This is a genomic window from Streptomyces sp. H39-S7, from assembly GCF_027158205.1.
Lineage (GTDB): Bacteria > Actinomycetota > Actinomycetes > Streptomycetales > Streptomycetaceae > Actinacidiphila.
The window spans coordinates 42,180-56,424 of record NZ_JAPVLU010000018.1 but is presented as its reverse complement, the minus strand read 5'-3'; the positions used below and the strand labels follow the sequence as shown (position 1 = coordinate 56,424).

Here is a 14,245-nt window from a genome sequence, read left to right as displayed (position 1 = left end):
CCTCAGGCACGGGGCACTGGCGGCAGTTCGTACCCGTCGAGGCAGGTCCGGGCCAGGCTCTCGCAGGCACCGGTGTCGCCCTCCCACGCCTGCTGCATCAGATAGACGTGCGGAGCGCCGTGATAGAAGCGTTCGTACTGCTCGTGCCGTCCGGCGAACTCCGTGCCGAGGGCGTCCCAGGCGAGCTTGAGCAGCTTGACGCGGTCCTGCGCCGGGTGTCCGGGCGAGCGGATGTACTTCGCGAGGACGGGGCCGATCTCCGGGTGCAGCAGGTCCTGCGCGGAGGCGGGGAGCTGGATGACGCCGCCGCCGGCCAGCAGTTTGATCTCGCTGATCGCCCGGGGGTAGATGTCACCGGCCATGATCCGGTGCGCGTAGGAGATCTCCTTGTCGGGCATCACGCCGCCGCGTCCGCCGTCGACCTGCTCGTACCCGGCCTCGGCGGCCAGCACCATCGACTTGGCCTGCGCGACCCAGCCCATCAGGCGGCCGATCTGGATCTGCACGGCCGGCAGCTGGTAGGTGTTGTTGGCCTTGGCGAGCAGGATCGCGACGCCGGTGAGGAACTCCAGCTTGGTCCAGAAGCGGGTGGCCGCCTGGTGGACGAAGTTCACGTACGCGGGGGTCTGCCACCACTGGCCGAAGCAGACGTCGACGTTGCGGTAGGCGAGCACGTTCTCCCACGGGACGAAGACGTCCTCGCAGACCAGCAGGGCGTCGTTCTCGTCGAAGCGCGAGGAGAGCGGGTTGTCGAAGACGCTGCGCGCCTGGGCCTCGTAGGAGGTGCGGGAGATGAACTTCAGCCCGGGGGTGTCGACCGGTATCGAGAAGCAGAGCGCGTGCTCGACGTCCTGCGGGGCCAGCGGTTCGATGGTGCCGACGAGAACCTCGTTGCCGAAGACCGCCGCGGTCCCGATCATCTTGGCACCGCGCACGACGATGCCGCCGTCACGCTCCTCCACCACCCGGACGACGAGGTCGTCCTCCTCCTGCTCGGCCGCGGACTTCGTCCGGTCGATCTGCGGGTTGGTGATGGTGAACGTCGGGTACAGGTCGCCCTCCGACATCCGCCGGTGGTACGCGGCGACGTTGGGCGCGCCGTCGAAGGTGTCCGTGGTGAAGAGTGCCGGTGCTGCCGCGAAGCCCGTGATCCCGGCCGCCATGTAGTCGGGGGTGCGGCCCAGATGGCCGAAACTCGCCTCTGCCCAGAGCTTGTGCGCGGTGCGGCGGGCGACGAGGTCCTCGTACGAACGGGGTATCAGGAAGGCCCGGTGCACGCCGTTCCGGGTGAGCGCCGCGAAGTGCCGGGAGTCGTGGGACAGGTCGTACAGCCCCGCGATGGAGTCGACGGTGTTGCGGAAGGCCGGGTGGACGGTGATGTCCTTGACCCGCTCACCGTCGATCCATATCTCGCGTCCGTCTCGCAGCGAATCCTTGTACTCCTGGCCGGACCTGGTCACCGTGTCTCCTCAACGATCTTCGACGCGCCGTTGAAGAGACTGCCTCATACACGTGTGCTAATCAATGAACGTCCTGCCGGTCCCGTTTATGAACCGGCCAGTTGCCACGGTATTCACCAGGAGTCGTCCCGAACCACTTGCGGAACGCCAGATGGAACCCGACGGCGCTCTGGTAGCCGACGCGGGGCGGCACGGCGGCCTGCGGAACCGCCGTCTCCGTCAGCAGCCGGGCGGCCTCCTGCATCCGACGCCCGGTCAGATGCCGGGCCGGCGCCTCGCCCACCAGCTCCCGGAACGTGGCGGTGAAGGCCGAACGGGACATGCCGACCTCCCGGGCCAGCGCCTCGATCGTCCATGGTTCCGCGAAGCGGGTGGAGACGATGACGAGCGCCCTGCTGATGCCCGGGTGGCGCAGCGCCGGCAGCACCGCCGGGTTGTCGGACAGCTCGCGCAGCAGCGGGCGCAGCGCCAGCACGAAGGCCATCTCGAACGCCCGCAGGGTGACCAGCTGCGATCCCGGCTCGCCGCGCCGCTCGGCGACGGCGAGCGAGGCCAGGGTCTCGCGCAGCAGCGGTTCCTTGTCGACCTGCGTCCGGTCCAGCACCAGAGCCCACGGCAGCGCCCGGTACAGCGAGGTCGCGGCCGTCGCGTCGTAGTGCAGCCCGGCGCACAGGATGCGGCTGCGCTCCCCGGTGCCCTCCACGACGAGCACCCCGGACGTGCCGGGCTCGCGCTGCGGGAGCACCGCCTTGAGCGGGACGCCCTGCCGGTCGGGCAGGTCGGAGAGGCGGTGGGCGGTCCCGGTGGGGAAGACCGCCAAGTCCCCCTGATGGAGCTGGATCGGCGGACAGTCGCCGCCCGCGCTGATCCAGCAGTCGCCCTCGACCATGTAGTGCAGGATCGCGCAGCTCTGCTCGGAGTCCCCCTCGATGGCCCAGGGCGCGCGCACCGTCCAGAGGCTGTCGAAGACGCCGGTCAGGCGCAGTGGCCGCAGTAGTTCGCTGAGGAGGTCGTTCCCGCCAGATTCCATGGACGAACCCTTAATCCCCGTCCCGGTTTGCTTATTGCCGCCTCTGTGCGCCCCGTCCAGCCTGAGATGAGGCGGAATCGCAGATTCATTCTAGCGAAGGGCGACACACCGATGTCGGAGGAGATTCACCAGCGTTGCTTGGTCGTGGGTGCGACCGGCTTCCAGGGGGGCGCGGTGGCCCGGCTGCTCGCCGGACGCGGGCACCGGGTCCGCAGCCTGACGCGGCGGCCCGCCGTGGCGCGCCCCGACATCGCGGGGGTCTCGTTCGTGGCCGGTGACCTCGGCAGCCGGGACGACGTGATGTGGGCGTTCAAGGGCGCCACGCACGCAGTGGTAACCATGCCATTGGAGTACGACCCTGTACGTATAGAGACGTACGCGATCCACATCGCCGAGGCCGCGCTCGAGTCCGGCGTGACCCGGATCGTGTACAACGCGAACACCCGGGTACCGGCGGACACCGCCGGCGTGGCAGCGTTCGAGACCCGCCGGATCGCCGAGGCGGTGCTGGCCGACTGCGGTGTGCCGCTGGTCGTGCTGCGGCCCCCGGTCTACCTGGACAACCTGTTCAGTCCCTGGAACGGCCCGGCCCTGGTCGACGAGGGCGTGTTGGCATACCCGCTCCCGGCCCACCAGCGGGTCGCGTGGATCTCGCACGACGACCTGGCGGTCGCGGTGGCCGCCGCGCTCTTCAACGACGGCCTCGACGGGCGAATTCTGGACATCGGCGGCGGGCAGGCCGTCGACGGCGGGGAACTCGCCGCCGCCTTCGCCGAGGGCCTCGGCCGGCCGGTCGCTTACCAGGCGCTGCCGCCCGCAGCCTTCGAGGCCGCGCTGGCCAAGGCCATCGGCCCGAACGCGGCCGCGGGCGTCGCCGGGATCTACCACTACATGGCGGAGGGCACGGACGAGCGGCTGATGGACGGCGACCCCCGGGAGGCCGAGCAGGCGCTCGGGATCAAGCTCACCTCCGTCGCCGACTGGGTGGCCGCGCAGCCCTGGCAGACGTGGTCCAGCCGCCCGCTCTGACCTTCTACCGGCACCTTCACCGACCAGCCGCCCGGCCCCCTCCGTCCCGAGGGCCGGGCGGCTTCGCCAACTCCCCGCAAAGTACGCACGAGTACCCCTTCACGGGAGCTTTTGTCTGCCATCCAATGGGAAGGCTCCCGGCAATGCGGAGCCGTCCGATCCCCGTCGTCACTCCGCCATTAGCCCGACCCTCCAACCGAGTGAACGCGGACAGGAGCGGCCATGCACGCGAGAACACATCCACAGGAGCAGATACAAAGAGCGGGAGCACGCAAGGAAGCTGCTCGCCGCGCCGCCGCCCGTCGGCGCAAGCAGCCTCCGGAGCATCCTTCTCCTGTCCATCCACCAGCGCTCCCAGGTGAGGAAATGATCGGTCGTATCCCCGTCCTCGACGTCCGCCCGCTTGTGGACTGCGGCCGCCGACCCGCCAAGGCGGTCGCCGGCGAGACCTTCCAGGTCACTGCCACGGTCTTTCGCGAAGGCCATGACGCGGTCGCAGCCAACGTCGTGCTGCGCGACCCCAACGGCCGTTCGGGACCCTGGACCCCGATGCGGGAGCTGGCTCCCGGCAGCGACCGGTGGGGCGCGGACGTCACCCCGCCGGCCGAAGGCCGCTGGACGTACACGGTGGAGGCCTGGAGCGACCCGGTCGCCACCTGGCGGCACGTCGCCGGCATCAAGATCCCGGCCGGGATCGACACCGAACTGGTTCTCACCGAAGGCGCCCGGCTGCACGAGCAGGCCGCCGCGGGAGTGCCCAAGAACGACGGCAGGGCCGCCGTGCTGGCCGCCGTCGACGTGCTGCTCGACGAGAGCAGGACTGCGGCGCACCGGCACGCGGCGGCCGTCACCCCCGAGGTCACCGCCGTCCTCGACCGCTTCCCGCTGCGGGAGCTGGTCACCGCCTCCCGCCCGATGCCCCTGCAGGTCGAGCGGCAACGGGCGCTCTTCGGCTCCTGGTACGAGCTGTTCCCCCGCTCCGAGGGCGCGGTCGTCGAGGCGGGCCGCCCGCCGGTCTCCGGCACCTTCCGCACCGCGGCCGAACGGCTGCCGGCCGTCGCCGCCATGGGCTTCGACGTCCTGTACCTGCCGCCGATCCACCCGATCGGCAGCGCCTTCCGCAAGGGCCCGGACAACAGTCTCATCGCGGGCCCCGACGACGTCGGCTGCCCCTGGGCGATCGGTTCGCCCGAGGGCGGGCACGACGCCGTCCACCCGGACCTGGGCACCATCGAGGACTTCGACTTCTTCGTGCAGCGGGCCCGTGAGCTGCGGCTGGAGATCGCCCTCGACTTCGCCCTGCAGTGCTCCCCCGACCACCCCTGGGTCGACAAGCACCCCGAGTGGTTCGCCCACCGGCCCGACGGCACCATCGCCTACGCCGAGAACCCGCCGAAGAAGTACCAGGACATCTACCCCATCGCCTTCGACGCCGACATGCCCGGCATCGTGCACGAGACGCTGCGCGTGCTGCGGTACTGGATGGAGCACGGCGTACGGATCTTCCGGGTCGACAACCCGCACACCAAGCCGGTGGTCTTCTGGGAGAAGGTCATCGCCGACATCAACCGCACCGACCCCGACGTCATCTTCCTGGCCGAGGCGTTCACCCGGCCGGCGATGATGCACACCCTGGGGAAGATCGGCTTCCAGCAGTCGTACACGTACTTCACCTGGCGCACCGCCAAGGAGGAGCTGACCGACTACCTGTCCGAACTGTCCGGTGACGCGGCAAGTTACATGCGGCCGAATTTCTTCGTCAACACGCCGGACATCCTGCACGCGTACCTTCAGCACGGCGGCCGCCCGGCGTTCGAGGTGCGTGCCGTGCTGGCCGCGACGATGTCACCCACCTGGGGGGTCTACGCGGGCTTCGAACTGTGCGAGGGCGACGCCGTACGACACGGCGGCGAGGAGTACCTGCACTCCGAGAAGTACGAACTGCGTCCCCGCGACTGGGCCGCGGCCGAGGCGGAAGGACGTTCGCTGGCCCCCTTCATCACGCGGCTCAACCGGCTGCGGCGCCGCCATCCGGCCCTGCAACAGCTGCGTGACCTGGCGTTCCATCCCACGGACAACGACGCGGTGCTCGCGTACTCCAAACGCAGCGGCGAGGACGTCGTACTGGTGGTCGTCAACCTCGACGCCCACCACACCCAGGAGGCCACCGTCTCGTTGAACATGCCGGAACTCGGCCTGGAATGGCACGAGTCCGTCCCGGTGCGCGACGAGCTCACCGGCGAGACCTACCACTGGGGCAGGGAAAACTATGTGCGCCTCGAACCGGGCTGTACGCCCGCGCACATCGTTCATCTGCGACCGTCTCCTTCGATCGGAGGGTCACTCAGTTGATCGTCAACGAACCCGTTCCTGACACCTTCGAGGACACACCGGCAAAGGACCGAGATCCCGACTGGTTCAAGCGGGCGGTGTTCTACGAAGTCCTCGTGCGGTCCTTCCAGGACAGCAATGGTGACGGTGTCGGCGACCTCAAGGGCATCACCGCCAAGCTCGACTACCTGCAATGGCTGGGGGTGGACTGCCTGTGGCTGCCGCCCTTCTTCGCCTCGCCGCTGCGTGACGGGGGCTACGACGTCTCCGACTACACCGCGGTGCTCCCGGAATTCGGCGACCTCGCCGACTTCGTGGAGTTCGTGGACGCGGCGCACCAGCGCGGCATGCGCGTGATCATCGACTTCGTCATGAACCACACGAGTGACCAGCACGAGTGGTTCCAGCAGTCCCGCTCCGACCCGGACGGCCCGTACGGCGACTACTACACCTGGGCGGACGACGACAAGGAGTTCCAGGACGCACGGATCATCTTCGTCGACACCGAGACGTCCAACTGGACCTTCGACCCGGTGCGCAAGCAGTACTACTGGCACCGCTTCTTCTCCCACCAGCCGGATCTCAACTACGAGAACCCGCAGGTCCAGGAGGAGATCCTGGCCGCGCTGCGGTTCTGGCTCGACCTGGGAATCGACGGCTTCCGGCTCGACGCGGTGCCCTACCTCTACCAGCAGGAGGGCACCAACTGCGAGAACCTGCCGCAGACCCACCGGTTCCTGAAGCGGGTCCGCGCCGAGATCGACCTGCACTACCCGGACACCGTGCTGCTCGCCGAGGCCAACCAGTGGCCTGAGGACGTCGTCGACTACTTCGGCGACTTCCAGGCCGGTGGCGACGAGTGCCACATGGCGTTCCACTTCCCGGTGATGCCGCGCATCTTCATGGCGGTGCGCCGCGAGTCGCGCTACCCGGTCTCGGAAGTCCTGGCCAAGACCCCGGCCATCCCGCAGACCTGCCAGTGGGGCATCTTCCTGCGCAACCATGACGAGCTGACCCTCGAAATGGTCACCGACGAAGAGCGCGACTACATGTACGCGGAGTACGCCAAGGACCCGCGGATGCGGGCCAACATCGGCATCCGCCGCCGCCTCGCCCCGCTGCTGGACAACGACCGCAACCAGATCGAACTGTTCACGGCACTGCTGCTGTCGCTGCCCGGCTCGCCGATCCTGTACTACGGCGACGAGATCGGCATGGGCGACAACATCTGGCTCGGCGACCGGGACGGGGTCCGCACCCCCATGCAGTGGACGCCCGACCGCAACGCGGGCTTCTCCTCGTGCGACCCCGGCCGGCTCTACCTGCCGACCATCATGGATCCGGTCTACGGCTACCAGGTCACCAACGTCGAAGCGGCGATGAGCAGCCCTTCCTCGCTGCTGCACTGGACCCGGCGCATGATCGAGATCCGCAAGCAGAACCCTGCCTTCGGCCTCGGCTCCTTCACGGAACTGCCGTCGAGCAACCCCGCCGTGCTGGCGTTCCTGCGGGAGTACGGCGACGACCTCGTCCTGTGCGTGCACAACTTCTCCCGCTTCCCCCAGCCCACCGAACTGGATCTGCGGACGTTCAGCGGCCGGCACCCGGTCGAGCTCATCGGCGGGGTGCGGTTCCCCGCCATCGGCGAACTGCCGTACCTGCTGACCCTCGCCGGTCACGGCTTCTACTGGTTCCGGCTGCGCCGCGATCCCGTGTAAGCGCCGCCGGCCGCGCGTCGATCCCCTCGGCCGTCCTGGCGCGCGGGCCCGCCCGGAACACTCTCCGGGCGGGCCCGTACGGCGGTTTCCTGTCACCCGGCCGGGGCAGGCTCCCCGTGTCGCCGGACAGCCACCGCCCGTCATCCGGGAGGCTTACGCGCACTCCCCGCCGCATGCTTCCGGGCGGGTGCGCGATTCCCCGGGGAAAGGACGTCATGTCGGACAGCTCCTGGACCCGCACCTCTCCTACCACCGGCCGTTCACCGGCCACAGCCCCCGGGCTGCTGCACTCCCTCGGCCCACTGCTGCTGGAATGGCTACCGCGGCAGCGCTGGTTCGCCGGCAAGGGCCGGCCGATCACCGGCTTCGACCTGGTGTCGGCGACGGAACTGCTGCCCGTGGGCGGCCGCCCGGGCACCCCGGGCCTGCTCCACCTGCTGCTCGACGTGGAACAGAACGGCCAGCGAGCCGACTGCTACCAACTGCTGCTCGGCACCCGCAGCCTCCTGCCGCCCTCCCTCGTGCCCGCCGCCCTCGGCCAGGCGACCGGCGGGCCGCTCGACGGTCTGACGGTCTACGAGGGGCTGCACGACCCACGGCTCACCGCGGTGCTGCTGGAACGTCTCCGCGCCCCGGGCCGCACCGGGCGGCTGCGCTTCTTCACCGAACCCGCGGCCAACGTCCCGGCCGGGCTGCCGCCACGGCTGTCCACCGCGGAGCAGTCGAACACCTCGGTCATCTACGGCGACGAGTACATCCTCAAGGTCTTCCGCCGGGTCTCCCCCGGTGCCAACCCGGACCTCGAACTCTCCCTCGCCCTCGCCCGTGACGGCTCACGGCGGGTCGCGGCGCCGGCGGCCTGGTTCGAGTCGCTGCAACCACCGGGGGCCGGCGCCCCGGACGGCATCGGCGCGGAACCCGCGACGCTCGGCGTGCTGCAGCGTTACCTGCCCGGCTCGGCCGACGGGTGGGAGCTGGCCCTGCGGGCCATGGACGACGGTACGGAGTTCACCGCCGACGCCCGCGCCCTGGGCGCCGCCACCGCCGAGGTCCATGCCGCGCTGGCCCGGGCGCTGCCCACCGGTTCGCTGGACCGCCGCAGGATCCAGCTGATCGCGGCGACCATGGCGCAGCGGCTGGACACCGCCGCGGCCGAAGTACCGGAGCTGCGCCCGTACCGCACCCGGCTGCGGGCGGCCTTCCACGACCTGTCGGAACTCGGCGGCACCGGGGAACGGGTGGCCGCCCAGCGCATCCACGGCGATCTGCACCTCGGCCAGGCGCTGCGCACCGGCGGCCGCGAGTGGCTGCTGATCGACTTCGAGGGCGAGCCCTCGCGCCCGCTGTCGGAGCGCCGGCTGCCCGCGCCACCGGTCCAGGACGTCGCGGGCATGCTGCGCTCCTTCGACTACGCGGCCCGGCACCGCGACCCGGCCGCTCCCACGGCTGGCGCGTGGGCGGAGCGCCACCGGGACGCGTTCTGCGCGGGCTATGCCGCGACCTCGGGCACCGACCCGCGCGACCGGCCCGTACTGATACGCGCGTACGAGACCGACAAGGCCGTCTACGAGGTCCTGTACGAGGCCCGGCACCGCCCCGCCTGGCTCCCCATCCCGATGTCAGCCATCGATCGTCTGGCCGCCAACCCCCCTCCGAGGAGGATCACACCGTGACCGAGCGCAACCCGTCTCCCCTCACGCCGGGCACGCCCGGCGCCGTGCCCCCCACCGCCGTACCCCCGGAGGAGAAGGCGCCGGGTGAGCCGCCGCTCGGCCGGCCGGTGGTGCCCGTGCCGCCCGCCGCCGCGGCGCCCGCGCCGGTACCGACAGCGGCTCCGGCGCCCGCCCCCGCGAGACGCCCCGCCGCCCCCGCCCCCGCTCCTGCTCCCGCCCCCGCCCGCGCTCCGGCGCCTGCGGTGTCGGAGGCCGCCGCCCGGGGGTACGAGTCCGGAGCGACCCGTCCGCCCGCCTCGGGAGGCACTCCCCGGCACGCCGCCGAAGCCGTTCCGCCGTCCCGGGGCGAGACCCGTGACCCCGGCGCCATCACCACCCCCCGGCCCGTTCCCCCGGCCACCCCCGCGCCGCCGGTGGCTCCCGCCGCTCCCGCCGCGCCGGCCCCTGTCGCGCCGGCCCGGCCCGTCTCACCGCCCGCCGCGCCGCCCCGGACGACCGCTCCGCTGCGGGTCGCGAGCCATGGCGTACGCCCGGCCGATCCGCTGGAGGACGCGGACCGCGGCCGGCTGCTGGAGGGTGCGCACCACGACCCGCACGGTCTGCTCGGCGCCCACCCCGTCGACGGCGGGGTGCTCTTCCGGGTGCTGCGGCCGTACGCGCTCGGGGTGGCCGTCTCCGCGAGCGGGTTGCGCGCGGAGCTGCTGGACGAGGGCGACGGGCTGTTCGCGGGAGTGCTCCCGCTGCGGGAGATCCCGGAGTACGAGCTGCTGGTGCGGTACGAGGACGGCGAACATGCCGTGCAGGACCCGTACCGGTTCCTGCCCTCGCTCGGCGAGCTGGACCTGCACCTGATCGGTGAGGGCCGCCACGAGCAGCTGTGGCACGCGCTCGGCGCCCGGCCGATGACCCATCAGGGCGTCACCGGCACCCGGTTCGCCGTCTGGGCGCCCAACGCGCGCGGGGTGCGGATCGCCGGCGGCTTCAACTTCTGGGACGGCACCGGCTTCCCGATGCGCTCGCTCGGCTCCACCGGCGTGTGGGAGCTGTTCGTGCCGGACGTCGGCGAGGGAACGGCGTACAAGTTCGACATCGCCTGCCCGGACGGCGGCCGCACGCTCAAGGCCGACCCGATGGCCCGCAGCACCGAACTGCCGCCCGCGACGGCGTCGATCGTCACGTCCTCGCAGTACACCTGGAACGACGCCGAGTGGATGGCCCGGCGTGCCGCGGTCCCCGTCCACCAGGCGCCGTTCTCCGTCTACGAGGTGCACCTGACGTCCTGGCGGCCGGGTCTGACCTACCGCGAGCTGGCGGAACAGCTCCCCACCTACGTCGCTGACCTGGGCTTCACCCATGTCGAGCTGATGCCGGTGGCCGAGCACCCGTTCGGCGGCTCCTGGGGCTACCAGGTGACGTCGTACTACGCGCCGACGTCGCGGCTGGGCTCCCCCGACGACTTCAAGCACCTCGTCGACGCGCTGCACCGGGCGGGCCTCGGCGTGATCATGGACTGGGTGCCCGCGCACTTCCCGAAGGACGACTGGGCACTGGCCCGCTTCGACGGCGCGCCGCTCTACGAGCACGGCGATCCCAACCGCGCCGAGCACCCGGACTGGGGCACCCTGGAGTTCGACCTCGGCCGCACCGAGGTGCGGAACTTCATGGTCGCCAACGCCGTCTACTGGTGCGAGGAGTTCCACATCGACGGCCTGCGGGTCGACGCCGTGGCCTCGATGCTCTACCTGGACTACTCGCGCGAGCACGGCGAATGGACGCCCAACCAGCACGGCGGCCGGGAGAACCTGGACGCGGTGGCGTTCCTGCAGGAGATGAACGCGACCGTCTACCGGCGCTGCCCGGGGGTCGTGACGATCGCCGAGGAGTCCACCGCCTGGGACGGCGTCACCCGCTCCACCGACTCCGGCGGGCTCGGCTTCGGCCTGAAATGGAACATGGGCTGGATGCACGACTCCCTGGAGTACGTGTCGAAGGAGCCCGTGCACCGCAAGTACCACCACAACGACATGACGTTCTCGATGGTCTACGCCTACTCCGAGAACTACGTGCTGCCGATCTCCCACGACGAGGTCGTGCACGGCAAGCGCGCGCTCGTCTCGAAGATGCCGGGCGACTGGTGGCAACAGCGCGCCACCCACCGCGCGTACCTGGGCTTCATGTGGGCGCACCCGGGCAAGCAGCTGCTCTTCATGGGGCAGGAGTTCGCGCAGGGCTCGGAGTGGTCGCACGACCACGGGCCCGACTGGTGGGTGCTGGACGAGACGTACCCGGCGGCCGCCGACCACCGCGGGGTCCGCGATCTCGTCCGGGAGTTGAACCGCACCTACAGCGCGACGCCGGCGCTCTGGCAGCGCGACACCGACCCGGGCGGTTTCGCCTGGATCGACGGCGGCGCGGCCGACGACAACACCTTCTCGTTCCTGCGCTACGACGCGGACGGCGAACCGCTGGTGTGCGTCAGCAACTTCTCCCCGGTGATCCGTGAGAAGTACCGGGTCGGCGTTCCCGACCGGGCCTGGCAGGAGGTGCTGAACACCGACGACGCGCGGTACGGCGGCAGCGGCACGCCCATCAGTAGCACCGGGCATCTGGTCATCAAGCCCGAGGCGACGCCCTGGCACGGTCAGGAGCAGAGCGTCCTGCTCACCCTCCCGCCGCTCGCCACGGTCTGGCTGCGACCGGCCTGACCTCCGCACTCGTACGTTCCTCCGAACCGGTGGCGCATTCACGCCCCCCGGTTCGGGGGTCCGTACCATGTGGACGGGGGACCAGCGCCCCTACGCTGACCCCGTGCACCGACCCTCTTCTGATCCGCCCCGGCTGCCGTTCGACGCATCGGCGATCAGACGGCTGCGTGCCCAGCTCGGGATGAACCACTCCCACATAGCCCACGCCATGTGGATCTCCTACGGCACTCCCGTCAGGCCCGAGACCATCGCCGCCTGGGAGCGCGGTGAACTCGTGCCCCGCGCCTCCGAGCTGCCCGCTCTGGCCGGCGCCCTGTGGTGCGACCCGTCCGATCTCATGAGCACGCCGACCACCCTGCTGGAACACCGCTGGGCCCGCGGTGTCGCCCCCTCCGACCTCGCGCGGGCGATCGGCATGCCGATCTCCGACTACGAGCGCATGGAGGTCACGGGCCGCTGGACCGGCAACGAGCGGCAGACCACCGCGCTGGCCGACGCGCTCGGCCTGTCGCTGCCGGAACTCCTGACGGTCACCGGCGGCGACAAGCGGCTGGACGGACTGCTGCGGGAAGCCGTGGCGTCCCGCTGGCAGGCCTACGTCAAACCCGTCACGGCCCTGGTACCGCTGCCCCGGCACCGGATCGAAGCGGTGCTGCGCGGCCTGCACTCGCAGTACCAGTCCGTGATGGTCGCGACCCTCAACTGGGGCAACGACGTGCCCGCGTCGGGCGGCGAGAGCGGCCGGGCCTTCCTCGACACCGTCAGCGAGCGCTTCTGGAGCGGCCTGCAGAACCTTTAGGCCGTTCCCTCCCCAGGCCGTTCTCTAGGCCGGTGCGGTCTCGCGGTCCCTGGGGGCCGGCACCGGGTCGGCCTTTCCGAGGTCGACACCGTCGCTGTCACTGTCGCCCGGGGCGACCTCCGCGTGGTCGTCGACCAGCGTGGCCTCGTCGAACGGCAGCTCTCCGGCGAAGACCCGCACGGCGCGTTCCTTGTCGAACTCCTTGGTCCAGGTGCCGACCAGGACGGTCGCGACGGCGTTGCCCGCGAAGTTGGTGAGGGCGCGGGCCTCGCTCATGAAGCGGTCGATGCCGATGATGAGGCCGACCCCGTCGACCAGGGCGGGCTGGTGCGACTGCAGGCCGCCCGCCAGGGTGGCGATGCCCGCGCCGGTGACCCCGGCCGCGCCCTTCGAGGCGATGATCATGAAGAGCAGCAGGGAGATCTGCTGACCGACCGACAGCGGGTCGCCCATCGCCTCGGCGATGAACAGCGAGGACATCGTCAGGTAGATGGCGGTGCCGTCGAGGTTGAAGGAGTAGCCGGTCGGCACGGTGATACCGACGACCGGACGGCTGACGCCCAGGTGCTCCATCTTGGCGATCAGCCGCGGCAGCGCCGATTCGGAAGACGAGGTCGACAGGATCAGCAGGAACTCGCGGCCGAGGTACTTCAGCAGGTCGAAGAGGTTCACTCCGGCGACCAGCCGCAGCAGCGTGCCGAGCACGACGACCACGAACAGCGCACAGGTCAGATAGAACCCGATCATGATCACGGCCAGCGACTTCAGCGCGTCCGTGCCGGTCTCGCCGACCACCGCCGCCATCGCGCCGAACGCGCCCACCGGCGCCGCCCACATGATCATCGCCAGCACCCGGAAGACGAGCCGCTGGATGTGCCCGATGCCCCGCAGCACCGGCTCCCCGGACTTCCCGAGCGCCTGCACGGCGAAGCCGACCAGCAGCGCGACCAGCAGCGTCTGCAGCACCTGGCCCTCGGTGAAGGACGACACCATCGTCTTGGGGATGATGCCGAGCAGGAAGTCGACGGTCCCCTCGCTGCCCGCCGCCTGCTTGTGCCCGGCGGCCTTGGCCGCCGTGGTCAGGTGCAGGGAGCTGCCGGGGTGCAGCACGTTGCCGACCACCAGGCCGATCGCGAGCGCCACCGTCGACATCACCATGAAGTAGCCGAGCGCGAGCCCGCCCACGGCGCCGACCTTGGCGGCCTTGCGGACCGATCCGATGCCGAGCACGATCGTGCAGAAGATGATCGGCGAGATCATCATCTTGATCAGGTTCACGAAGCCAGTGCCCAGCGGCTTGAACTCCTTGGCCACACCCGGCGCGGCCAGCCCCAGCACGATCCCGGCGAGGACCGCCGCGATCACTGCCAGATACAGGTAGTGCGTGCGGTCCTTCTTGCGGATCTGCGGTGTCTGCGGTGTCACATCGCGGCTCTGCGCTGTCACGTCTGCCTCCCGAGGTCTTCGTAACTGGGGTGACTATGCGCGGCCCGCGTGACC

General features: G+C 70.6%; 9 protein-coding genes. 6 read left to right on the top strand and 3 right to left on the bottom strand.

Translation table 11 applies throughout. The annotated features are described in order from the left end of the window. Nucleotides 1–2: 2 nt before the first annotated feature. Nucleotides 3–1,460, bottom strand: a complete 1,458-nt coding sequence (locus tag O3X23_RS19035; RefSeq protein ID WP_269272624.1) for a 4-hydroxyphenylacetate 3-hydroxylase family protein — start codon at nt 1,458–1,460, stop codon at nt 3–5. A gap of 61 nt (nt 1,461–1,521) precedes the next feature. Continuing rightward, complete coding sequence (locus tag O3X23_RS19030; protein ID WP_269272623.1) at nt 1,522–2,490, bottom strand: AraC family transcriptional regulator; 969 nt, start codon at nt 2,488–2,490, stop codon at nt 1,522–1,524. Between the two features lie 111 nt (nt 2,491–2,601). Between O3X23_RS19030 and O3X23_RS19025 the strand changes: the two genes are divergently transcribed. The 6 genes from O3X23_RS19025 to O3X23_RS19000 all read left to right on the top strand — a co-directional run bounded on the left by O3X23_RS19025 (nt 2,602) and on the right by O3X23_RS19000 (nt 12,745). Then, nucleotides 2,602–3,519, top strand: coding sequence for an SDR family oxidoreductase (locus tag O3X23_RS19025; protein ID WP_269272622.1), 918 nt, complete (start codon nt 2,602–2,604; stop codon nt 3,517–3,519). A 366-nt stretch (nt 3,520–3,885) separates the two neighbouring features. After that, nucleotides 3,886–5,871, top strand: coding sequence for an alpha-1,4-glucan--maltose-1-phosphate maltosyltransferase (locus tag O3X23_RS19020; protein WP_269272621.1), 1,986 nt, complete (start codon nt 3,886–3,888; stop codon nt 5,869–5,871). Beyond that, complete coding sequence (gene treS, locus O3X23_RS19015; protein WP_269272620.1) at nt 5,868–7,568, top strand: maltose alpha-D-glucosyltransferase; 1,701 nt, start codon at nt 5,868–5,870, stop codon at nt 7,566–7,568. Before O3X23_RS19020 ends, treS begins: the two co-directional genes overlap by 4 nt. Before the next feature lie 215 nt (nt 7,569–7,783). Beyond that, nucleotides 7,784–9,241 (top strand): maltokinase N-terminal cap-like domain-containing protein, encoded by a 1,458-nt coding sequence (locus O3X23_RS19010; RefSeq protein ID WP_269272619.1) that lies wholly within the window; start codon nt 7,784–7,786, stop codon nt 9,239–9,241. Between the two features lie 107 nt (nt 9,242–9,348). Continuing rightward, nucleotides 9,349–11,946 carry a 1,4-alpha-glucan branching enzyme gene (gene glgB / locus O3X23_RS19005; RefSeq protein WP_443047899.1) on the top strand — a complete coding sequence of 866 codons (2,598 nt, stop codon included), beginning with the start codon at nt 9,349–9,351 and terminating at the stop codon, nt 11,944–11,946. 103 nt (nt 11,947–12,049) lie between these two features. Then, entirely contained in the window at nt 12,050–12,745 is a 696-nt protein-coding gene (locus O3X23_RS19000; RefSeq protein WP_269272618.1) for a helix-turn-helix domain-containing protein, read from the top strand. Nucleotides 12,746–12,769: 24 nt separating this feature from the next. Here the strand turns inward: O3X23_RS19000 and O3X23_RS18995 are convergent, their stop codons facing one another. Then, nucleotides 12,770–14,191, bottom strand: coding sequence for a cation:dicarboxylate symporter family transporter (locus O3X23_RS18995; protein ID WP_269272617.1), 1,422 nt, complete (start codon nt 14,189–14,191; stop codon nt 12,770–12,772). Between the last annotated feature and the right edge of the window lie 54 nt (nt 14,192–14,245).